Here is a 21,823-nt window from a genome sequence, read left to right on the forward strand (position 1 = left end):
TGTTTAACACAAAAAAATACAGGCAGCAAACTGCCTGTATTTCTTCTTATTTTGCCATTAATTTTAATGCTGACTGTAATTGTAGATCATTTTCTCCAGAACGGATTTTTTCGATAATTTTAGTTTGAATCGCTTCAGCTGTCTTTTTATCAAGCTGTCCTGTCGCTTCCATTTCATTCGCATTTTGGAATGCTTTCAGCGCCGATTCTGTCTCTTTACTAAAGTATCCATCTTCACGACCTGGTACATACCCTAAGCTCTTAAGCATTTCTTGAGCATGTTTTACTTGTACATCATTTGAATTGTATGAAAGTGTTTTTTCAATTTGAATTGGTGTCGCATGATAATAATTTGGTTGCTTCACTTCTACTGTTGGCGCGATTCCTTTTTTATGAATCCAGTTCCCATCCGGCGTTAACCATTTAAACATCGTTAATTTAATGTTGCTGCCGTCTTTAAATGGAACAGCTTGCTGCACAGTACCTTTACCAAATGTTTTTTCACCAATTAAATCATATCCTTCTCCTTCTTTCAGCGCACCCGCTAAAATCTCTGAAGCAGAAGCACTTCCATTATCAATTAATACTGAAATTGGATATGGTTTTCTCTCTTTCAGTTCCGTAGAGAATTTCTTCTTCTCACCATTTCGCTGCTCTACTTGTAGCATTGGCTTTTTATTCGTCATAATTTCCCCTAGTATATCTTCTACACTATTTAAATAGCCACCAGGATTACCACGCACGTCAATAACTAAGCCTTTTATATTTTTCTTTTCCAACTCTTTTAACTGATCCTTAAATTCTTTCGCTGTATTCTCAGCAAAAGAAGTGATTTGCATATAACCGATATCTTTTCCGCTCTCTTGCTTCACAGAACTAAACACTGTAAAGATTGGAATCTTTTCACGCTTAATTTTAAATACAATCGGATCAGTTACTCCCGCACGTTTAATTTCAATTGCGACAGTCGTTCCCTTTTTACCACGAATTTTTAATACTGCTTCTTCACGTGATAAGTCTTTCACACTGTTTCCATCTACAGATAAAATTTGGTCATTCGGTTTAATTCCTATCTTTTCTGCTGGTGAACCTTTAATTGGCGATACGATAATAAGCTTATCGTCCGTCTTGTTCACCTCAGCCCCAATCCCCTCTAATTCAGGATCAAGCGATTCACTAAACTGTTTGGCTGTTTCTTTATCCATATACGTGGAATAAGGGTCCTTCAGCGTAGACAACATACCTTGTATTGCACCTTCAACTAACTTTTCATCTTTCACGTCTTCCACATAACGTGAATCAATTAGTGCATACGCCTCATTAATTTTTGCCAAATTCCCTTGCGCAGTGCTAGCATTCCCACTCGAAATTGTTTGCGTTACTTCTGCTGGGTTAACCCCAAATACAGACATGCCTGCAAACATTCCGCCAGCACCAATTAAAAATGCAACAACCATTCCAATAATTGCAACTCTACGTTTCAATGCGGAATTCCCCTTTCCAAAACACACAGGTGGTGTAGCAAAAGGCATCACACAGTGTGTGATGCCTTTACCTATTTCTACTATATGATAAGCTTGTACGAATTATGTTTGCAACTTTTTATACTTTTAAGAAGCGACGAATTGACATTACACTTCCCCACATACCGATTAAAGCACCGATTAACACTAGTAAACCAGCTAATTGGAATACGAAAGGACTGTATGGTAGAAGCTCGAAAATTGTTCCGCCAAGTTTTTCGTTAAACACACCTTGCAACGAATTATACGTAACTAGAATTAGGCCAATTGGAATAATTGATCCTAATACTCCTAAGAATAACCCCTCTAGCAAGAATGGCCAACGAATGAACCAGTTTGTTGCACCAACAAGTTTCATAATTTCAATTTCTGTACTACGAGCATAAATTGTAATTTTAATTGTGTTAGAGATTAAGAACATTGCTGTGAATAAAAGACCAGCAATTAACGCAATCCCAATGTTACGACCAGTTTTTACAGTATCAAATAATCGTTCAACTTGCCCTTTTCCGTACTGAACATTACTGACAAACTGCATTTTTTCAACCTTCTTCGCGATTGTCGCTGTATCTGTTGGTTCTTTTGCTTTTACAACGAATACGTTTTTAAGTGGGTTATCTTGTTCAAATAACTCAAACGTTTTTCCGCTATCACCTAAGCTTTTAATTAAACGTTTTAACTCTTCTTCTTTAGAAGAATATTTAATAGAATCTACTTTTGCAATCTTACTCATATCTTCTTCTAATTTCTTTTGATCAGCTTCTTTCGCAGCTGGATCAATGTGTACACGAATCTCTACATCTTGCTCTACTTTTGTCGCAAAATGGTTCATATTCATAATCGCTGTTAAAAAGACACCTACAAGTAATAATGTAACTGTTACTGCACTAACAGAAGCAAACGTCATCCATCCGTTACGTGATAGATTCTTTACACCTTCTCGCAAATGTCGACTAAGGGTCTTAGCCTTCATATCCGTATCCTCCCTCAATCTCGTCTCGAACAATTTTTCCGCCTTCAATCGCGATTACACGATGACGGATTGTATTTACGATATCTGCATTATGCGTCGCCATAACAATTGTTGTACCACGCTCATTAATGCGAGTAAAAATCTTCATAATATCAAGAGCTGTTTCAATATCTAAGTTACCTGTTGGCTCATCGGCAATTACAACCTTTGGTCGATTTACAATTGCTCTTGCAATAGCCACACGCTGTTGCTCTCCACCTGAAAGTTCACTTGGAAGTGCGTCTGCACGATCTTCAAGGCCTACAAGACCTAGAACTTCTGTTACACGCTCACGAATTGCATCCGGTTCTTCTTCAATTACTTCTAAAGCAAACGCAACATTCTCATATACCGTTAATTTAGGTAGCAATTTAAAATCTTGGAAAATTACGCCTAATTGACGACGAAAATACGGAACGTCTCTTTCTGCCAATGTTTCGATAGTAAGTCCATTTACATTAATAGATCCTGTAGATGGTTTCTCTTCACGATACATCATTTTAATAAATGTAGATTTTCCGGCTCCACTCGGTCCAACTACGTATACGAATTCACCTTGTTTAATGTTAACTGTAAGACCAGCAATGGCTTTCATACCATTCGGGTACTCCTTATAAACATTCGTCATTTTTATCATTATTTATCACCCAATACTTAATGATTTTTTTCGAAATACTTTTCTGTACATCTGAAAATAAAAGACATCCTTCATTTTCACTTAGTCATCCTTGTTGAAGGTAGTTTACTTATGCTTTCTCATAAGCAATACCACTCTATGTAATATATTTCAGCAAAATTCTACAAACCCCATTGTAACATCAAACGGTTTCCAGTTCGGATACATTTTTGTTACAGTTATGTTACATAAATGAAAAGGAAAACGAGTTGACCTATATTATCAACTCGTCCAGTTCACCTTTTTTATTTATGTTCAGCTAACCATTCAGATACTTTTTTCGCATCTTCACCTTGAATAAGTCCTGGTGACATTGAACCGCGGCCTTTTTTAATAATCTCTTCGATATCTGCAGCGTCGTACTTACCGCCTACTTTTCTTAAATCAGGTCCAGTTGCCCCTGATAAATCTGTCGCGTGACATCCAGCACAACTTCTTTGGAAAATTTGTTCTGCGCTGTCTGTGCTTGCAGACTGTTTCGAAGACTTACTCTCTTCTTTATTTCCGCATGCTCCTAAAGCAAAAACAACCGATGTCCCTAGCGCAATAGCCAACAATTTCTTTTTCACTTCTATCGCTCCCCATTGTTGATATTCTTTTTATTCCTAACACACTCATTTTCATTATAAGCATTATCTTTATATAGAAAAACTAAGGTGTATTTCATATTCCTCAAAAATACAGTGAGAACCTTGATAAAATAAAGCTTTCATAAGTTGTTTCAATTCTGTGAACAGCTTAAAAAACTTCTATAAAGAATCCTTTTTAAAAGGAAAATTAGAAATGTTCTATATAAATCTTTACCCTATTATCGCTCTATTTTACTATTCTCTACTTTTTACAAAACAATATACACCATTGTAATCTACATATAATCCCATCAAAAAGAGAAGTTGTCGTTTCCAACTTCTCTTCCTCTTTACTTCATCTATAAAAATAAAATCAAATTCTTTATATCCTCTATATCCTCAGCGTGGGCCAACAATTTAGTTGGCTTTTTTTCACTTATTAGATGCGAGAACGTAAGTAGGCATCAATAAATGGATCAATCTCTCCATCCATAACTGCTTGTACGTTACCAACCTCCGTATTTGTACGGTGGTCTTTTACAAGAGAATACGGGTGGAATACGTAAGAACGGATTTGGCTACCCCATCCGATTTCTTTTTGTTCCCCGCGGATTTCATCTAATTGTGCCTGTTGTTCTTCTAGTTTCTTTTGATATAATTTCGCTTTTAACATCTTCATCGCATGCTCACGGTTTTTAATTTGAGAACGTTCCGACTGACACGTTACAACTGTATTTGTCGGTGTATGTGTAATACGAACTGCTGAATCTGTCGTATTAACGTGCTGCCCACCCGCTCCACTTGCGCGGTACGTATCAATTTTTAAATCTTCTGTACGTACTTCGATTTCAACTTCATCATTGAACTCTGGTACAACTTCACAAGATACGAACGATGTATGACGACGACCTGAAGAATCAAATGGTGAAATACGTACAAGACGATGTACACCTTTCTCTGCTTTTAAGTAACCGTAAGCGTTATGACCTTTAATTAATAAAGTTACACTCTTAATACCAGCTTCATCACCCGGTAAATAGTCAACCGTTTCTACTTTAAATCCACGTTTTTCAGCCCAACGTGTATACATACGTAATAACATAGAACCCCAGTCTTGTGACTCAGTTCCACCTGCACCTGGATGTAATTCTAAAATTGCATTATTTTTATCATAAGGATCACTTAATAGTAACTGAAGCTCATACTCATTCATTTCTTGAATTAAGCCTTTTACTTCTGACTCTAATTCCTCATGTAAATCTTCATCGTATTCTTCTTTTAAAAGCTCATGCGTTACTTCTAAATTTTCGAACGTTTCATCTAATTGACGGAAACTTCCAACCATATCTTTTAACGCATTCGCTTCATTAATTACAGCTTGCGCGCCTTGTTGGTCATCCCAAAATCCTGCGCTCATCATTTTTTCTTCTAATTCTGCAATTTGTTTCTCCTTAGTAGGAAGGTCAAAGAGACCCCCTAAAAGCCGCTAATCGCTTAGCCATTTTCTCTAATTCCTGTCTAATTTCTACTAATTCCATTTCCTTCACCTCTATGTAATTGCTGTTACTTTCGTATGAAAACAAGGGAAACTCTCTCCACTTATTACGGAGAGAGTTTAACCCTTCTTAATTATACATTTTTGATATAAAAGTTTGCAAAACAGCCAAAGCTACCGCCCTATATTACTGAACAATACCACAGCAGTTTTTATATTTTTTACCGCTACCACATTTACATAAATCGTTGCGGCCCACTTGGTCACCTTTTACAACTGGCTTTTTCTTCGCTTCTTCGCCGTCGCTAGATGGATGAACAGCTTCACCTTGAACAACTTCTTGACGTTCTAAGTTTTGTTCAATTTCAGCTTTCATAATGTAACGAGAAATTTCCTCTTCAATAGAAGCAACCATTGACTCGAACATCGCAAATCCTTCCATTTGGTACTCACGAAGTGGATCAATTTGACCGTAAGCACGTAAATGAATACCTTCACGAAGGTGATCCATCGCATCAATATGCTCCGTCCATTTTGTATCTACAACGCGGAATACAACAACTTTCTCAAACTCACGCATTTGCTCTTCTGGCATAAGCTTTTCTTTGTCATTGTAACGCTCTATTAATTTCGCGATAATCGGTTCGCTCATTTCCTCAGGAGCAAGGCGACGTAATTCTTCTTCTTTTATGTCTCCTTCTTGAAGAAGGTTTGTATTTAAGTAGTCAACAAGACCTTTAATGTTCCAATCCTCTTCAATTTCCTCTTGTGTATGAAGCGCAACAGCACGTTCTACTGTAGATTTCATCATACCTTCAATAATGCCACGTAAGTTTTCCGATTCCATTACTTCTTGACGTTGCTTATAAATAACTTCACGTTGCTGACGAAGTACATCATCGTATTGTAATAACTGCTTACGTGCATCATAGTTATTTCCTTCAACACGTTTTTGTGCAGACTCTACCGCACGAGAAACCATTTTACTTTCAATTGGCTGAGAATCATCCATACCAAGACGATCCATCATTGCTTTCATATTATCTGAACCAAATCGGCGCATTAATTCATCTTCCATCGATAAGTAGAACTGCGTCACACCAGGATCCCCTTGACGACCAGCACGACCACGTAACTGATTATCAATACGACGGCTTTCATGACGTTCTGTACCGATAACTGCTAGACCGAAGATTTTCACATCATCTCCAAGCTTAATATCTGTACCACGACCAGCCATATTCGTCGCAATCGTTACAGCACCTTTCATACCAGCTTCCGCAATAATATCTGCTTCACGTGCATGGTTTTTCGCATTTAAAATGTTATGACGTACACCTTTACGCGTTAACATTTTTGAAATAAGCTCTGAAGTTTCAATTGCAACTGTACCTACAAGAACAGGTTGCCCTTGTTTATGACGATTTACAATATCCTCAACAACAGCATTGAACTTACCTTCCATTGATTTAAAGATTAAATCAGCACGATCATCACGAATAATCGGTTTGTTTGTTGGAATTACAATAACGTTCATATTGTAAATGTTACGGAATTCCTCTTCCTCTGTTTTCGCTGTACCAGTCATACCAGATAATTTTTCATACATACGGAAGTAGTTCTGGAATGTAATTGTCGCAAGTGTCATACTTTCATTTTGAATTTCTACACCTTCTTTTGCTTCAATTGCTTGGTGTAATCCTTCGCTATAACGACGACCTTTCATAAGACGACCAGTGAATTGGTCTACAATTACGATTTCGCCTTCTTGTACAACATAATCTGTATCACGGTGCATAACAACGTGTGCACGAAGCCCCTGATTAATATGGTGAAGAAGTGCTACATGTTTTAAATCGAATAAGTTTTCAATATGGAAAGCTTTCTCTGCTTTCGTAATACCATCTTCTGTTAACATTACATTTTTCGTTTTCACATCAAATGAATACTCTTTTTCATTTTCTAACGTACGAACGAATGCATTTGCAAACATGTATAGCTCTGTTGATTTTTGAGCTTGTCCCGAAATAATAAGCGGCGTACGTGCTTCATCGACTAAAATAGAATCGACTTCATCGATAATAGCAAAATGAAGTGGACGTTGAACGCACTGCTCTTTATATAAAACCATGTTGTCACGTAAGTAATCGAATCCAAGCTCATTATTTGTGCTATACGTAATATCAGCAGCATAAGCCTCTTGTTTCTCTTCGCGTGACATACTATTTAAGTTAATTCCTACCGTTAAGCCAAGGAACTCATGAAGTTGTCCCATTTCGTTCGCATCACGTTGTGCTAAGTATTCATTGACTGTAACAACGTGAACACCTTTTCCTGTTAAAGCATTTAAATATACAGGTAATGTAGATGTTAACGTTTTACCTTCACCCGTTTTCATCTCAGAAATATTCCCTTCATGTAAGGCAATACCACCCATTAACTGTACGCCATATGGACGCATTCCAAGAACACGAGTTGCCGCCTCGCGAACAACTGCAAAAGCTTCCGGTAGTAGATCATCTACTGTTTCACCTTTTGTTAGACGTTCTTTAAATTCAAGCGTCTTTCCTTTTAATTGTTCATCAGTTAGTGGCTTAATAGATGACTCTAATGCATCAATTTGCTCAACTGTCTTTTGCATACGTTTAATTTGGCGTTGGTTTACATCAAACACCTTTTTTAAAATACCGATCATAGGAAATACGCTCCTCTTTTATTAAAATAAAACTTCCGATTGTTTTCTTTTTCTCTATTACAATCAGTCGTTGTAAAAATCAAATGTATGTTATGCCAATTTTTCTCCTAATTAAAAAAACTAAAATGTATATACCTAATGATAATTGTAACACTTGTCTTATAACTATGACAACAATCGGCCGAATGTCAGGCCTTATATTCAAAAAAAGTTTTCATTTCATTTGTTCCAACAAACTAATATGTCTTTTCTCTATCCCTCTATTGCAAATTTCGTATTAAATATCCCCCTTTAAAAGAGGATAATCGAAGGAAATCTATTAGTTTTAAATGAACAATTACAAAAAGTCGGAAATTCCGCAAGTGCAGCATCCATAGATACTTACACCTGCGAAACAACTCCGACTTTAAAAGATATTATTATGTTGCAAGATCTACTCAACCACAGCAAAAAACACCCTTAAAATATATCTGTATCAATCATGAATTTTATTAATTTATTGGTATTTCTAATTCATGATATTTCCCTTTCTGATCCTTCATAAAAGAAATGAATTTCACCTTAGTTGATTCATTTGAAAAGTTTTTATAATTCTTACCAGGGTCATCTCCTATAAAATAATTTGCCCCAATATATCCTCGTACCGTTTTACCAGCAGGTATTACAGGCTCAAACTGATATTGTTTAGGTAATTCCATTGCATACGGAATTAAATTATAAAACTCTCCTATTTTAGAATAAAACATTGTATTAGAAATAGACTTGTTACTAAGCAAATTAATATCCCGATTCGTTGTATTTGTAATATCTAAAGGTAACACATACGTCACTACTTCACGGTCTTCATAAGGATCATAAACTTTTGTAGGATCAAGAGGATCAAGTGCATGAAACGTAATTCCTTGTCCATCTTCAAAATTTCTATCAGATAAAAACTCACCATTTACCACTTTATAAGATTCATTCTTTAGATTTAATGTTTTAAATCTAAAGAAACTAGCAAATATACATAGCAACAGACACAATCCAATGATTATTAAGACATGATTTCTTGTCACTCTTAATCTACCAACTTTCCATTATTAACATGTACAATGCGATCTACTATTTCATTATCTAGAACATGCACATCATGACTAGCTACTATAATAGTCGTTCCTTTAGATTTTTCTACTTTCAAAATATCCAAAACATCTTTTATTCCATCACTATCTAAAGCATTAGTTGGCTCGTCTAATAACAATAATTTTGGTTGTTCCATTAAAGCTTGCGCTATCCCTAAACGTTGCTTCATACCTAAAGAGTATCTTTTATACTTTCTCTTATCTGTTTTATCAAGTCCAACCCTTTGAATAATATTATAAATTTCCTCATCAGAGATTTTATTGTTAATCGATGATAAAAACTTCAAGTTCTGAAAACCAGTATACCCCGGAATAAAACTTGGATATTCAATCAATATCCCCATAGAATCAGGAAATTGCTTTTGTTTTCCAATCATTTCATTATCTACATAAACAACTCCAGAATTTAAACGCATTAATCCTGATATAGCACGTAAAATCATTGTTTTACCAGAACCATTATGCCCCTTCAAAACTAAAAACTCTCCTTTTTTTACTGACAAACTAATATTATCTAACACAATATTTCCCTTTAATCTTTTCGTCATACATTCACATTTAATATAATTGTCCATAAATTATTCACCTATCACATCTAGTTTTTTCAAACAAAAACTACCTAAAAAAATCATTACAACAACAATTACTACTCCGATTAAAAGTAACTCATGCCATTGAATAGATTGATTATTACCTAAAGTCAATTGCATTGAACTGTGATCAACAAAATACCAACGATTTGGCATAATAAAAGAACCTAAAAAATAAATACTATGAAAGAAAATAGACAAAAATAGGTACATCAACATCAGTATAAAAACAATAGTTATTGGTATATAAAGCGTTAAAAACTCAAAAATTAAAGCTAATAAAAAGCTTATAATTATTTGAATTAGCATAGTACCTACTATCTTATAAGAAAATTGACTATATACATTTGAAAAAGAATGCCCGCCAAAAGTAAGCAAATAATAAAAAGTAAACCAAATCAAATACATAACAATCCAAATACTAATTATGTAAAAAAACAAAGATAGTATTTTCGTTAACCAAAGAAAATGCTTCTTCTTAACACGAGGAAATAAATAAACACCATTCTGCTGAATATCTGAAAAAGCAAACTTCCCTACTAGCAACAAAGGAACGATTTGAAAAAATATCCAATAAAAAGGAATAGAAAATCGCCCTTCCTTATAAAAATAAGATAAATCCACAAAGTCTACTCCATGAAAAAATCGATAAAAGGTAACATCTACCAATACAGGTTCTTTACCATTACTAAGAGGCTGATTGTATAAAAAAGTAACTACAATCATAGCGTAAATTAAGAATAAAAAAGCCATTATCTTGATGGAATCTCTAAACCTTACATGTAAATCTCTTTTTAACAAATGATATAAAATCATAATGTAAACTAGATCACCTCTGTCTCATCATTCATAGCAATATAACTTTTTTTAGATAAAATCCATACACTTATAAAAAAGATAAAAAAACATCCAAATAAGCGTATAAGTAAACCAGTAGCATCTTCAAAAACATTTATATAAAAAGCATTTGTAAATAAAAATCCATGTAATATAAATCTATCTAATAAAACAGCAGTAATCATACATATTATTACAAGTAAACTAGGTAAAAATAATTGCAATACAGCACTTATCATGCATATAAAAATATTCGCAAATAATTGAATGCAAAATAACAATTCATAATTTACAGAAACACTATTTACAGCCATCATATTTGACATCAAAAATAACTGTAAAATCATACTCCCAGCGAAAAAACAAACAAAAATGAATAGTTTCAAATAATATATAGAAACTAATTTCAATGCATTATTTACTCGAGAAACTACATAAATACTAAAAAAATTCGACATAGAATATACAGAAAAAACGATGGTTAAAGGAATAAATATAGTCGACAAATTATAAAACGACATAACCTTATACAAGGTTTCCAATTCGTTCATTTTCTCTTTTATAATTCCAGGTTCAAAATAATTGAACAAACAACCAATGATACTAACATTAAGTAAAAAAAGAATACTTAACCAAACGTACTTCATCCTTATAGTTTCTTTCATTACATTATAAAAGAACATGCTTCCTACTCCCCCGTAAATAAAGAACTACAGAACAAAACCAAATACATAACAAGACACTAAGAAAAATTTGTAATTCAAAAAAGCCGAAATCTTTAATTACATAATCTTTAGGATTGAGAATCCCTTTTCCAATACCAAGCCAAAAAATATGTAAAACAAATGGAACTAAATAAATAAAATAAACTCGTTTTATAAAAAATGAAACTGATAAAGCCAAACTCGAAAAAACCGCACCGTATAAACCATTTAAAAATACATACATTAGAAAATATAAAGTAGGGTACTCATAATAAACTGTATTAAATTGAGCTGTTGGTGAGACAGTAGCAGCCATATAATTTAATATTGGATGCGGAGCGACTGTTGGATAAGTCATTGCATATAAATAAAAATTAAATAGTAAAGGGAAACTTATAATAAAAAAAGATACACTAAAGTTAATAAAATAAAGTAGCTTAAAATAATAACCTGTTCCCATTTTAGAAATAACAGGATAAATAAATCCATAATTTTTATCAATTCTATAGATCCCTGCTACAGCCATTGCGGAAAGCATAGGAAATATAAGTAGATAAAACTCACTATAAAATGACAATCTATTAAAATGTAAAATATTAGATAAATATGGGGATACCTTTATAATCCCAGCATCGTTAAATCCTTTAGTTGTCACAAACATAGCAATATATTGAGCAGTAACAATTATTAACATAATAAATAAAGACAACCAAAACATCCTACCTTTTAAAATCCTTCCTAAAAAGTAACTCATCTACAGCTCCTCCATAAACCATTAATTAAATTTAAACCTTTTTTAATATGAACAATTGATCTGCAACACCATAACATTTATTTTCTTTATTTAACCAGATGTAACGAAAAGCAACATTTGCTCTCTCTCCTTCAAATTTAGGAAACTCAACTTCATACTGATAAACATCATTTGTACCTTTTCTTTTTACACTCTTAACTTCTTGTTTCCACTCAATTACTTTCCCATCAGTTTGTTCAATCCGTCCCAAAAGATACGTTGGTTTTTTCTTATTCGTAACACCCGATAAAAACACATAATAATTTTCTGGTATAACTCCTGACTTTAAATTTTTATCTGAAAGCCTATCTTCTATTGCAATATCATTTCTATCTATTTGACCTTGAAAGAAATCATTACCATTTTTATTCCCCGAAAATACTTGTTCATAAATAGTATTTTTCTTAATTTCTTGCAACTGAATACTTTTCAAATTATATTTTTCCGTTAAAGTATCTTCAATATTTACAATAGGTTCATCTACTTTCTTTTGACAAGAAACTAAGAAACTAATACTCAATATAAAACAACAGAATACAATATATTTTAAAATAAGTTTCATTACAGCTCCTCCTATTTTTAAAATGAAATAGCAGGAAAAGTCGTATAATCTAGATTTGAAACTATACGACTTTTTCTAGCACTATAAAATAAATAATTTTAATTTATAATTTCTAAATCAATATTCAGTGTAAGGTCCACTAGGTCTTACACTATCAGGACTCCAAGCAGTAGGATAAGCATTATTTTCTCTAGAATAACCACCAAATCTAACCGGAACATTTTTCCCATAGCTTTCTACCGCATGATTCATGAAAAGATAAGTTTTATATGGTTTCACTTCTCCTTCGTGATCACCTGAAACATTTTTCCAATCCCTATTATTTGCATTTCTATTTTTATCCGCCTCTGCCCAAACTTTGAAAGAGCCACCGCCATTGTCACTATCCTTCACACGCATATACATAGAAGAAGTATTTTCTTTAGCACGTGCATTAGTATAATCATATGGACTCCAAAGTCTAAAGGTAAATTCCACATGATCATCCCTTGTGTTAGCCTTAGTATTAGCCTTAGTATTAGCCTTAGCCGGTTCGGTTAAAGCAAAAGTACTAGCTAAAATACCTAACGATAAAACAGATCCAAACATAAAACGACTTTTTTCTTAATGCTCACTAAAAGCACCTCCGATAATTTGTAGCATTATATTGATTTTATTTTTTTACTAAAGAAACAAAGTGAATCTATATAATGCAATTTAAAGATAACAAAAGCAAAATACACTATCAATTGATTCCAGAAAACTTAATATTTTATTTACAATTATAAAATATTGTTAAATTAAACAAAATTAGTATACTCCTAACAAGTACATACTTATGGAGATAATCACATTCAAAATCTCAATACAAAAAAGCGCAGCCTCATTCGGCTGCGCTTTTGAATTATTATTTAGTTTCGATTAAACCATATTTCCCATCTTTACGGCCGTATACAACATTAGTTTCATTTGTATCAGCATTTGTGAAGACGAAGAAATTATGTCCTAGCATATCCATTTGTAGAATCGCTTCTTCAACGTCCATCGGTTTTAAATCGAATCGTTTTGTACGTACAAGTTCTAATTCATCCTCTTCTACCTCATCCATAACAGCTACTGCTTCTGGAAGGATAAAGTTTGTTTTCATAGAACCTTTCTCACGTAACTTACGATTTACTTTTGTTTTATGTTTACGAATTTGTCGCTCAATTTTATCAACTACTAAATCGATAGCAGCGTACATATCGCTATTAGTTTCTTCTGCACGAAGTAATAAATCAGTAAATGGTATTGTTACCTCGACACGTTGCTTGTCAGAGTATACTTTTAAATTAACTTTAATCTCTGGGAATGTATCAAAATAACGTTCTAACTTACTTAGTTTTTTCTCTACATATTCCTTTAATGCTGGAGTTACTTCAATATTTTCACCACGAATGTTGAATTTCATAGATGAATTCCTCCTTTCAAGCCTATGTACTATAATTTCGACACTGGCTTAAAAACTCCTTCTAACTTTTTTAAAAAAATTAGTGGAATTGCGATTTTTTTATCGTTTTTTGTTGAAATGAAAAGATGCATCGTTTCTATCTTTATTTTATCCTATTAACATCGTGAATAACGAATATAACTGTGGCCAATTCGTTACAGAAAAGAAACAACTTTTTGACAACTTACCCTATAACAAAAAACCCCTTGCGAAAAACAAGAGGTTCTACCATATATATAACGTTGCCACAAATGCAGCTTTCTCTTCCCAAAAACAATATTCCTACAGTTTTACAACATTAGCTGCTTGTGGTCCACGTGCTCCATCTACAATGTCAAACTCTACTTGTTGCCCTTCTTCTAATGACTTATACCCATCTTGTTGAATAGCAGAAAAATGGACAAATACATCGTCACCATCTTCGCGCTCAATAAATCCAAATCCCTTTTCTGCATTGAACCATTTCACTCGTCCTTGCATGTTCATTCCATTCCCTTCACTCTAAAAATCAGGGCATTCGCCCCATATTTTGACTATAACGAATGACAACATATGAAGTCAAAGAAGACTTATCGCCTTTTTATTATCCCTTTCGACACTGCCATATTAACTTCTACAAAGTGTCAAACTAGATACTTCCCTTGCCCCTCTTTCATATAACAAACTTCCGATTTGCCTAACTGTAATTCCTGTCGTATACACGTCATCAACGAGTAAAATATGTTGCCCACAAAACATCTCTTCTCCCTGAAAATAAAAAGGATTGCTTCCTGACATCCTTTCTTTACGCGTCTTCTTACTTTGCTTTTCTGTTTCTCGCCGTCTTAAGGAAAAATCAGAAATACGGACAGGCAAACAAGTTGCTAATAACTCCGCTTGATTAAAGCCACGTTCAACTTCCCTTTCCTTACTAAGCGGAACAGCGATAACGGTTGAAACATCAGCAAAATACTTTTGAAATAAACTTCGAAAAGGACGATAAAAAATGCGCACTAACTCTGCATCACCCCGAAACTTAAACTGTGCTACTATTTCTTTCATCTCATTATCGTACATGTATAACGAACGGTTTTTAAAAGGACGATACTTCTCCTCATTCATCCACCTTATACAATCTATGCAAATACCGTCTTCTTGAAATGAGGCAGGAACAAATTCTAAAGGTCGGCCGCACTCCATGCAAATTTCTCCTATAATATAGGAAAGTTTCTGCTCACATCTATCACATATATATTTTCTATGACACTTTACAAAAAAAGTGTACCAACTAACCTTTTCTACAAAACACTCATCACAAAGTAAACAATGCATTAATCGATCAATCCTTGTTCTTTGGCATTTTTATTCATACCTTGAATATGTTTTTTCGCGCGCACCATCGCCTCTGTCTTACCATAGTGAAAATAAATGACCTCTCCATACGGTGCTTCAAAGCTCCGCCCTGCTCGGCCCGCAATTTGTACGAGTGCACTTTCTGAGAATATTTCTTCTTCAGCCCCTAAAACCGCTACTTGCAAATTTTTCACCGTTACGCCTCGCTCTAAAATTGTCGTTGTAACTAATAATGGGATTTCTCCTTTTCTGAAAGCCGCTACTTTTTCTTTTCTCCCCGGATCTTCTGCATGTACACCTTCAATTCGCTTGTTTAATGATTTTAACAACAGGCTTATCTCTTCTATATATCGCACATGGGGGACAAATAAAAAAATAGGATGTTTTTTATTTAAGTATGTTTGTAACCACTGTAGTAAAACTCGAGGAATTCTTTTATGAATGAGGCTTTTTTTCCAATTCCCGCACCAACAAAATAAAGGAACTGGTAAAGGATGACGGTGATATCGTCCAGAAACAATAACACCTTTTTGTTCACCTTTTCTAAATTTTCGCTTCCACGTTTCATCTGGAGTCGCAGTTAAATAAATACGCGCCGCCCTTTCTTTCATCGCTTGTTTTACCGCGTACTGTAACATTTGATCTGCACAATATGGAAAAGCATCTATCTCATCTACAACCATGACATGAAACGCCCTATAATAACGCAATAATTGATGCGTGGTCGCAACGACTAATACTGCATCTTTTTCTTTATCCACACTCCCTCCATATAAAGCCGCTACCTTTATATATGGAAATACTTCTTGTAATCTCGGTGCTAATTCCAGAACAACATCCGTTCTCGGCGTTGCGATACAAACTCTTTCTCCTTTTTGAAGCGCTTCGTTAATACCGTAAAACAACATCTCTGTTTTCCCAGCCCCGCATACAGCCCAAATAAAAAATGATTCTTTTTGCTTAATAGCCTCTACAACACCTTGTGCCGCCAAATTCTGACCAGTAGACAACTTCCCGTTCCACTGTAACAAGTTTAATTTCTTTTCTCTCTTTCTTTCAGCAATCCCGCGAACAAGTACAGCACATTCACTTACCCTCCCCATCGTTATACACTTCCGGCAATATGTGCACACTTTACTGCACCTTCTACATAAAAACGACGCAAATAGCCGCTGATCTACATTTCCGCAGCGTTGGCACATATTATATTTAGAATTCTTCTTTTTTACACCTTGTACACATATGACCTCTCCCTTCCTTTTCAAATCATTTAATTCCCTCTGTAAATCTGAAGAAAGTTCGTCTAATAGCAACTGTTTCCCCGCCAGCATCAACAATCACCTCCAGCACTACTATAAACCCTTCTTCAAATCCCGTAAAAACTCAAAAAAGCCGATAACCTACTTATAAAATAGTAAGCTATCGACTTTATACACGTTTTTTATTCTTTTATAGATCCTAGAATCGACCGTAACCTAAGAAATGTTTTTGGTTATATGAGCTGTTAATATCACCGTACGCAATTCCTTTATCACTAGCATGGATCATTTGGCCATTACCAACGTAAATACCGATGTGAGATGGACCATCTTTATAAGTGTTTTGGAAGAACACTAAGTCTCCCGGCTGTGGACTACTTATTTTAGAAACTGAGTTCCAGTAACCCCTAACATCTTGACGACCTACACCAAAAATGTAAGAAATGAATCCACTACAATCAAAACCACCGTTTGATGGAGATGCACTTCCCCAAACATATGGCTTACCCAAATATTGCTTAGCTTTACCAATTACGCCAGTATCCGGTGGAGTTGGTGCTGGGTTTTGCTCTGGTGTTTTCTTTTCTGCTTTAGGTGCCTCTTTTTTAGGTTCTTCCTTTTTAGGTTCTTCTTTTTTAGGCTCTTCTTTTTGAGCTTGTCCACCATTGTTTGCTGGTGCAGCTTGCTCTGCAGGTGCTTGTGCTGGCTGAGCTTGCGCAGCTTTAGCAGCTTGCTCTGCTTGTTTTTGAGCAGCAGCTTCTTGTGCAGCTTTTGCTTGTGCTTCTTCTTCTGCAATACGTTGTAATTGTAACGCTTGTTTCTCAAGCTCTTTTAATTGGCTTTCCGTACTTGTCATTGTAGTTACAACTGTATCCATTTTACCACTTAAATCGTTTACCGCTGTTGCTTTTTTCTCTTTTTCAGCGTCAAGTTCTTTCTTAGCAGTTTCAATTTGAGCTTGTGCTTCTTTTAATTCTTTTTGTTTCTCTTTTACCGTTGCAACATCTTTTTTCACACTAGCTTGATCTTCTTGCTGTGTTTTCATGATATCTTCATCAGACTCAAGAATTTTAGAAACAGAAGTTAAACGATCAACTAAATCTGCAACGTTTTTAGAGTTTACAAGAACTTCTGTTACAACGTTCGTATTTGGTTGTTCTTGAAGTGCAACTAAACGCTTTCTTAATAACTCTTCACGTTTTGCAATCTTTGTTTGTAATTCTGCAATATCTTTATTTTTCTTTTCAATCAATTGCTCAGTATCAGAAACTTTTTTCGTTGTTTCATCAAGTTTTGCAGCATTCTCTTGAACAGACTTATCTAAACCTTGAATTGTTTTGTTTAAGTCATTCATTTGTTTTTGTAATTCATCACGTTCTTGTTGTTGTTTATGTAAAGTGTCATTTTGTGTATTAATTTGTGATTTCACGTCAGAAATTTTATCTTCTGCAAATACATTTGGTGTTAGTCCTGAAAACATTAACCCTGCAACTAATGCGCAAGATGCCATTTTTAGCTTTTTCATTTTATTTTTTACACCGCTTTCTTTTTTCTTTTTCCGTATATAACCTATAAAATTTATACCATAATTCGGGATTTTTTTTGCTAATGTTACGTTTTTGTAAAACAAATGTAATATTATTTGTAGCTCTAGCGCAAAATTCGTATATTTTTGTATGTATGTGTAGAAATTTATATACTTTTCTCACTTCTGTGAACAAAGAAAAAACGTAAGGAATCCCTTACGTTTTATTAAATATACGAATACAAATGAAATGCTACTTCATCCATTTCTCAGCCCAATTTTGGACCTCATCCATAACACTTTCTAACGCTTTTCCCTTGTCAGTTAAGCCATACTCGATTCGAACTGGTACTTCTGGATAAACATTACGAACTACAATGCCCTCGCTTTCCAATTCCTTCAAACGCTCTGACAACATACGATCGCTCATATTTGGGATAATATCTGCGATTTCTCTAAAACGTTTCGACTCTTCAAGCAAAGATTTAATAATTAAGCCAGTCCATTTCTTACTAAGCAAAGTAAAAGCTGACTCAAACTTTGGACATAAACAAGAATTATGCTCCATATGTTTCACCTCTCTTCTATTATAATATAGTTTCTTGTAAAAAGTAAGTTATAAAACTTTCCTCATTATTTTATTTTACGTACATTTTACCATTTCCAAATATTAACTTGTCAACTAAACGTAACATACCCGTAAAAAAACCCTCTTAAAAAGAGAGCTTTTTATATCTTTATTACTTCGTATACCATCCAAGACCTAATGCACCTTCACCTAAGTGCGTACCAATTACAGCTCCAAAATAACCTGTACGAATTGTGACGTGAGGATATTTTGCTTCTAATTCTTTCTTCCATTCATTCGCTTCCTCTTCACGTTGCGCATGAATGATAACTGCTTCCATAGGTACACCTTTACTTGCTTGCTCATCAAAAATTTCAATGATACGTTTTAATGCTTTTTTACGTGTACGAATCTTTTCAAACGGAATAATGATTTTATCTCTAAAATATAAAACTGGCTTCACTTGTAACAGACTGCCGATGAAAGCTTGCGCGCTATTTAATCGACCACCACGTTGCAAATGATGTAAATCATCAACTACAAAATAGGCGTCCATCGTTTTCTTCATTTCATCAAAACGAGCGATAATCTCTTTTGGATTCTTTCCTTCACTTGCTAACTTTGCACCTTCACGCACATAAAATCCTTGTACTTCACAACTAATTTCAGAGTCATACGTATATACATCAATACCCTCTACCATCTGTCCAGCTGTTGTTGATGTTTGATATGTACCACTAATTCCACTTGATAGGTGAATACTAATAACTGCATCATAATCTTTAGCTAGTTCTTCATATAGCTCAACAAACTTTCCGATTGCTGGTTGAGAAGTTTTTGGAAGTTCCTCTTGTTCACGTACTTTCACATAAAAATCATCTGCTGAAATTTCAGCTTCTTCTTGATAAGATTCTGTTCCAAACACAACGTTTAATGGAATCATATATATATTGAGTTCATCACGAATTTGCTTCGGTATATATGCTGTACTATCAGTAACAATAGCTATTTTCATTTTCGTACCTGCCTTATAAAAAGTTTTATTTCCTAATTTTACACGAAAACTACAAATGGTGCATCCATACAGGGAAATGCCGGTTGAAATTATACTCACCATCTCGACAAATTACAACAAAAAGATAAAATAATCACCAAAAACTTCAACGTATTTAGAAAAAATGTTTGAATATAAAAAGGCTCGCTTTTAAAATGGAAAGTACTAGTCATTTTGATAGATAGGGGCGTATACAAGTGCTATTACAATATTTAACAATCAAAGACTACGGCGAACACGAAATCGTCATTCAAAAATCAAGATTTATTTGTTATATTAGCCGAGCAACGACTGAGGAAGAGGCTCAAGAATTTATACAAAAAATAAAAAAACAACATTGGAATGCAACACATAATTGTTCCGCTTATTTAATTGGCGAACAAGATCATATTCAAAAAGCAAATGATGACGGCGAGCCTAGCGGTACAGCTGGCGTACCAATGCTAGAAGTACTTAAAAAACGTGGACTAAAAGATACCGTTGTTGTCGTAACACGCTATTTTGGTGGCATTAAACTTGGCGCAGGTGGATTAATTCGTGCATATGGAAAGTGTACAAGCGAAGGCATTAATCATGTCGGTGTTGTCCAGCGAAAACTAATGCGTGTGATGCAAACCGAGATTGATTACACATTACTTGGCAAAGTGGAAAATGAATTACGCAATTCAAAATATGCCATTAAAGATATACATTATCTAGAAAATGTCACATTTGATACGTATGTTGAAGAAGACGGCAAACAAGCCTTTACAGATTGGATGATTGAATTAACAAACGGGAAATGTACAATTACAGAAGGAGATATGTTGTACTTAGAACAAGATGTTATCTAAGCATAACTCTTTTATCACCTTTAAAGATTAATGTAGTGAATTACTTCCCTACAAATGAACTAACGAACTAAGGAGATTATATATGGAAGAACGTTATTATCATCTCCAAAATAGCAGAATAAAAAAGAAACGAAGAAGGAAACTTTTCTTCTTCCTTATTTTCGCATTTTTATTTGGCAGTATAGGAGTTTATGTGTTAAATTCTTACTCTTCTCTTATGGGGATGTATAGTGGTTTTACTCGTGAAAAATCGGATTTAAGAAACAAAGATGTAGAAATTACAAAGGAACCTTTTACAATTCTCATTATGGGTATAGAAGATTATGCGACAGACGGTCAAAATGGTCGTACAGACTCATTAATGTTTGCAACAGTCAACCCGAAAACGCAAAAGATTTCACTTATGAGTATTCCTCGTGATTCTCGAGTTACAATTGTTGGTAAAAATAAAGAAGACAAAATTAACGCTGCCCATGCTTACGGCGGAGAAGAAATGGCAATCAAAACTGTCGAAGGCTTTCTAAAAGTTCCTGTAGACCATTATCTTAAAATTGATTTCCAAGGCTTTAAAGGTATCGTTGATGCTGTTGGCGGTGTTACTGTTGACGTACCCTTCGATTTCTGGGAGCGCTCTGACGTGGATTACTACAAAAAAATTCAATTTAAGCAAGGACAACAAAACTTAAACGGTGAAGAAGCACTTGCTTACGTCCGTATGCGAAAGCAAGATCCAAATGGCGATTATGGTCGAGCTGCTAGACAAAGACAATTACTGGCCGCTGTTGCTCATAAACTAAACTCCACATCTACTGTATTTAAAATTAAAGATTTAACGGCTGTCGTTGGAAAATATATAAAAACCGACATTCCTATTTCAGACGGACTTGCTCTTTACAATAAAATTTCTGGATTTGATCCTTCTACAATGCAAACGTTAAAGCTTGAAGGCGAAGACAAAAAGATAGGCGGTATTTATTACTTCCTTCCAGATCCAATCAGTGTAGAAACGGTGCGTAACGAAATTGAAAAAGAATTAGGAGAAAAAGCAAAAAATCCAACTACAAAAAACAACTCAAATCCTGATTCAAATTCAAGTTCTAACGAACAAACAAAAAAAGAAACAAACCAAAATAAAACACCAACTGATCCGCCACCTTCTACAAATGCTCATGCAGAGTGGATTATGCGCAATCAGCCATAACAAA

At 34.5% G+C, this 21,823-nt stretch carries 22 protein-coding genes; 2 read left to right on the forward strand and 20 right to left on the reverse strand.

The genetic code is table 11. The annotated features are described in order from the left end of the window. Positions 1-46: 46 nt before the first annotated feature. From DOS87_RS28080 to DOS87_RS28175, 20 genes are all read right to left on the reverse strand, one after another. On the reverse strand, positions 47-1,531 hold the full coding sequence (locus tag DOS87_RS28080) for a S41 family peptidase (protein WP_029443603.1): 1,485 nt from the start codon (positions 1,529-1,531) through the stop codon (positions 47-49). 70 nt (positions 1,532-1,601) lie between these two features. Continuing rightward, the gene (gene ftsX / locus DOS87_RS28085) at positions 1,602-2,495 is read right to left on the reverse strand and encodes a permease-like cell division protein FtsX (protein ID WP_000645028.1); all 894 of its coding nucleotides are present in this window, start codon (positions 2,493-2,495) and stop codon (positions 1,602-1,604) included. Then, on the reverse strand, positions 2,485-3,171 hold the full coding sequence (ftsE, locus tag DOS87_RS28090) for a cell division ATP-binding protein FtsE (protein WP_080117069.1): 687 nt from the start codon (positions 3,169-3,171) through the stop codon (positions 2,485-2,487). Before ftsE ends, ftsX begins: the two co-directional genes overlap by 11 nt. Positions 3,172-3,455: 284 nt before the next feature. Continuing rightward, entirely contained in the window at positions 3,456-3,779 is a 324-nt protein-coding gene (gene cccB, locus DOS87_RS28095) for a cytochrome c551 (RefSeq protein ID WP_000727971.1), read from the reverse strand. A gap of 439 nt (positions 3,780-4,218) precedes the next feature. Continuing rightward, positions 4,219-5,317, reverse strand: a protein-coding gene (gene prfB, locus DOS87_RS28100; protein WP_097807990.1) for a peptide chain release factor 2 whose coding sequence is annotated in 2 segments (ribosomal slippage) — positions 4,219-5,244 and positions 5,246-5,317 — 1,098 coding nt in all. Because the reading frame shifts where the segments join, the coding sequence is not laid out codon by codon here. 144 nt (positions 5,318-5,461) lie between these two features. Then, on the reverse strand, positions 5,462-7,969 hold the full coding sequence (gene secA, locus DOS87_RS28105) for a preprotein translocase subunit SecA (RefSeq protein WP_000579373.1): 2,508 nt from the start codon (positions 7,967-7,969) through the stop codon (positions 5,462-5,464). A gap of 491 nt (positions 7,970-8,460) precedes the next feature. Continuing rightward, complete coding sequence (locus tag DOS87_RS28110) at positions 8,461-8,988, reverse strand: hypothetical protein (protein ID WP_033669790.1); 528 nt, start codon at positions 8,986-8,988, stop codon at positions 8,461-8,463. Between the two features lie 41 nt (positions 8,989-9,029). Beyond that, the gene (locus DOS87_RS28115) at positions 9,030-9,668 is read right to left on the reverse strand and encodes an ATP-binding cassette domain-containing protein (protein WP_000371031.1); all 639 of its coding nucleotides are present in this window, start codon (positions 9,666-9,668) and stop codon (positions 9,030-9,032) included. A gap of 3 nt (positions 9,669-9,671) precedes the next feature. After that, on the reverse strand, positions 9,672-10,436 hold the full coding sequence (locus DOS87_RS28120) for a hypothetical protein (protein WP_208730392.1): 765 nt from the start codon (positions 10,434-10,436) through the stop codon (positions 9,672-9,674). Positions 10,437-10,507: 71 nt separating this feature from the next. Beyond that, entirely contained in the window at positions 10,508-11,203 is a 696-nt protein-coding gene (locus DOS87_RS28125) for a hypothetical protein (RefSeq protein WP_000466501.1), read from the reverse strand. Beyond that, complete coding sequence (locus DOS87_RS28130; protein WP_000120041.1) at positions 11,190-11,978, reverse strand: hypothetical protein; 789 nt, start codon at positions 11,976-11,978, stop codon at positions 11,190-11,192. The genes DOS87_RS28125 and DOS87_RS28130 overlap by 14 nt, the downstream gene beginning before the upstream one ends. 31 nt (positions 11,979-12,009) lie before the next feature. Continuing rightward, positions 12,010-12,579, reverse strand: coding sequence for a hypothetical protein (locus tag DOS87_RS28135; protein WP_000767072.1), 570 nt, complete (start codon positions 12,577-12,579; stop codon positions 12,010-12,012). Positions 12,580-12,696: 117 nt separating this feature from the next. Then, positions 12,697-13,167, reverse strand: a complete 471-nt coding sequence (locus tag DOS87_RS28140) for a hypothetical protein (RefSeq protein WP_208730161.1) — start codon at positions 13,165-13,167, stop codon at positions 12,697-12,699. A gap of 298 nt (positions 13,168-13,465) precedes the next feature. Next, positions 13,466-14,008, reverse strand: a complete 543-nt coding sequence (hpf, locus tag DOS87_RS28145) for a ribosome hibernation-promoting factor, HPF/YfiA family (RefSeq protein WP_000671187.1) — start codon at positions 14,006-14,008, stop codon at positions 13,466-13,468. Between the two features lie 321 nt (positions 14,009-14,329). Continuing rightward, complete coding sequence (gene cspC, locus DOS87_RS28150) at positions 14,330-14,527, reverse strand: cold shock protein CspC (protein WP_001990088.1); 198 nt, start codon at positions 14,525-14,527, stop codon at positions 14,330-14,332. A gap of 126 nt (positions 14,528-14,653) precedes the next feature. Further along, positions 14,654-15,358: a ComFC family protein gene (locus DOS87_RS28155; RefSeq protein ID WP_044783038.1), complete on the reverse strand. Its 705-nt coding sequence runs from the start codon at positions 15,356-15,358 to the stop codon at positions 14,654-14,656. After that, positions 15,358-16,710: an ATP-dependent helicase ComFA gene (gene comFA, locus DOS87_RS28160; protein ID WP_002162976.1), complete on the reverse strand. Its 1,353-nt coding sequence runs from the start codon at positions 16,708-16,710 to the stop codon at positions 15,358-15,360. The genes DOS87_RS28155 and comFA overlap by 1 nt, the downstream gene beginning before the upstream one ends. Positions 16,711-16,837: 127 nt before the next feature. Next, the gene (locus DOS87_RS28165) at positions 16,838-18,268 is read right to left on the reverse strand and encodes a C40 family peptidase (protein WP_000499488.1); all 1,431 of its coding nucleotides are present in this window, start codon (positions 18,266-18,268) and stop codon (positions 16,838-16,840) included. Positions 18,269-18,416: 148 nt separating this feature from the next. Beyond that, entirely contained in the window at positions 18,417-18,731 is a 315-nt protein-coding gene (locus tag DOS87_RS28170; protein WP_000400857.1) for a winged helix-turn-helix transcriptional regulator, read from the reverse strand. A 172-nt stretch (positions 18,732-18,903) separates the two neighbouring features. Further along, on the reverse strand, positions 18,904-19,746 hold the full coding sequence (locus DOS87_RS28175; RefSeq protein ID WP_000684725.1) for a DegV family protein: 843 nt from the start codon (positions 19,744-19,746) through the stop codon (positions 18,904-18,906). Positions 19,747-19,982: 236 nt separating this feature from the next. Between DOS87_RS28175 and DOS87_RS28180 the strand changes: the two genes are divergently transcribed. Beyond that, a complete protein-coding gene (locus DOS87_RS28180) occupies positions 19,983-20,618 on the forward strand; it encodes a YigZ family protein (protein ID WP_000926669.1) in 636 nt (211 codons plus the stop codon). Positions 20,619-20,700: 82 nt separating this feature from the next. Beyond that, positions 20,701-21,819: an LCP family protein gene (locus tag DOS87_RS28185; protein ID WP_000392802.1), complete on the forward strand. Its 1,119-nt coding sequence runs from the start codon at positions 20,701-20,703 to the stop codon at positions 21,817-21,819. Positions 21,820-21,823 lie beyond the last annotated feature (4 nt).

This window comes from Bacillus sp. CR71 (genome assembly GCF_003429245.1).
Classification (GTDB): Bacteria; Bacillota; Bacilli; order Bacillales; family Bacillaceae_G; genus Bacillus_A; species Bacillus_A thuringiensis_S.

What these genes read in the sequence shown, in the direction of transcription:
- secA (WP_000579373.1), bottom strand. Translation starts at nt 7,969, where the DNA reads ATGATCGGTATTTTAAAAAAGGTGTTTGATGTAAACCAACGCCAAATT.
- ftsE (WP_080117069.1), bottom strand. Translation starts at nt 3,171, where the DNA reads ATGATAAAAATGACGAATGTTTATAAGGAGTACCCGAATGGTATGAAA.
- DOS87_RS28080 (WP_029443603.1), bottom strand. Translation starts at nt 1,531, where the DNA reads ATGCCTTTTGCTACACCACCTGTGTGTTTTGGAAAGGGGAATTCCGCA.
- DOS87_RS28130 (WP_000120041.1), bottom strand. Translation starts at nt 11,978, where the DNA reads ATGAGTTACTTTTTAGGAAGGATTTTAAAAGGTAGGATGTTTTGGTTG.
- DOS87_RS28140 (WP_208730161.1), bottom strand. Translation starts at nt 13,167, where the DNA reads ATGTTTGGATCTGTTTTATCGTTAGGTATTTTAGCTAGTACTTTTGCT.
- DOS87_RS28120 (WP_208730392.1), bottom strand. Translation starts at nt 10,436, where the DNA reads ATGGCTTTTTTATTCTTAATTTACGCTATGATTGTAGTTACTTTTTTA.
- DOS87_RS28185 (WP_000392802.1), top strand. Translation starts at nt 20,701, where the DNA reads ATGGAAGAACGTTATTATCATCTCCAAAATAGCAGAATAAAAAAGAAA.
- DOS87_RS28115 (WP_000371031.1), bottom strand. Translation starts at nt 9,668, where the DNA reads ATGGACAATTATATTAAATGTGAATGTATGACGAAAAGATTAAAGGGA.
- DOS87_RS28135 (WP_000767072.1), bottom strand. Translation starts at nt 12,579, where the DNA reads ATGAAACTTATTTTAAAATATATTGTATTCTGTTGTTTTATATTGAGT.
- DOS87_RS28125 (WP_000466501.1), bottom strand. Translation starts at nt 11,203, where the DNA reads ATGTTCTTTTATAATGTAATGAAAGAAACTATAAGGATGAAGTACGTT.
- hpf (WP_000671187.1), bottom strand. Translation starts at nt 14,008, where the DNA reads ATGAAATTCAACATTCGTGGTGAAAATATTGAAGTAACTCCAGCATTA.
- ftsX (WP_000645028.1), bottom strand. Translation starts at nt 2,495, where the DNA reads ATGAAGGCTAAGACCCTTAGTCGACATTTGCGAGAAGGTGTAAAGAAT.
- DOS87_RS28170 (WP_000400857.1), bottom strand. Translation starts at nt 18,731, where the DNA reads ATGGAGCATAATTCTTGTTTATGTCCAAAGTTTGAGTCAGCTTTTACT.
- DOS87_RS28155 (WP_044783038.1), bottom strand. Translation starts at nt 15,358, where the DNA reads ATGCATTGTTTACTTTGTGATGAGTGTTTTGTAGAAAAGGTTAGTTGG.
- comFA (WP_002162976.1), bottom strand. Translation starts at nt 16,710, where the DNA reads ATGCTGGCGGGGAAACAGTTGCTATTAGACGAACTTTCTTCAGATTTA.
- DOS87_RS28175 (WP_000684725.1), bottom strand. Translation starts at nt 19,746, where the DNA reads ATGAAAATAGCTATTGTTACTGATAGTACAGCATATATACCGAAGCAA.
- cspC (WP_001990088.1), bottom strand. Translation starts at nt 14,527, where the DNA reads ATGCAAGGACGAGTGAAATGGTTCAATGCAGAAAAGGGATTTGGATTT.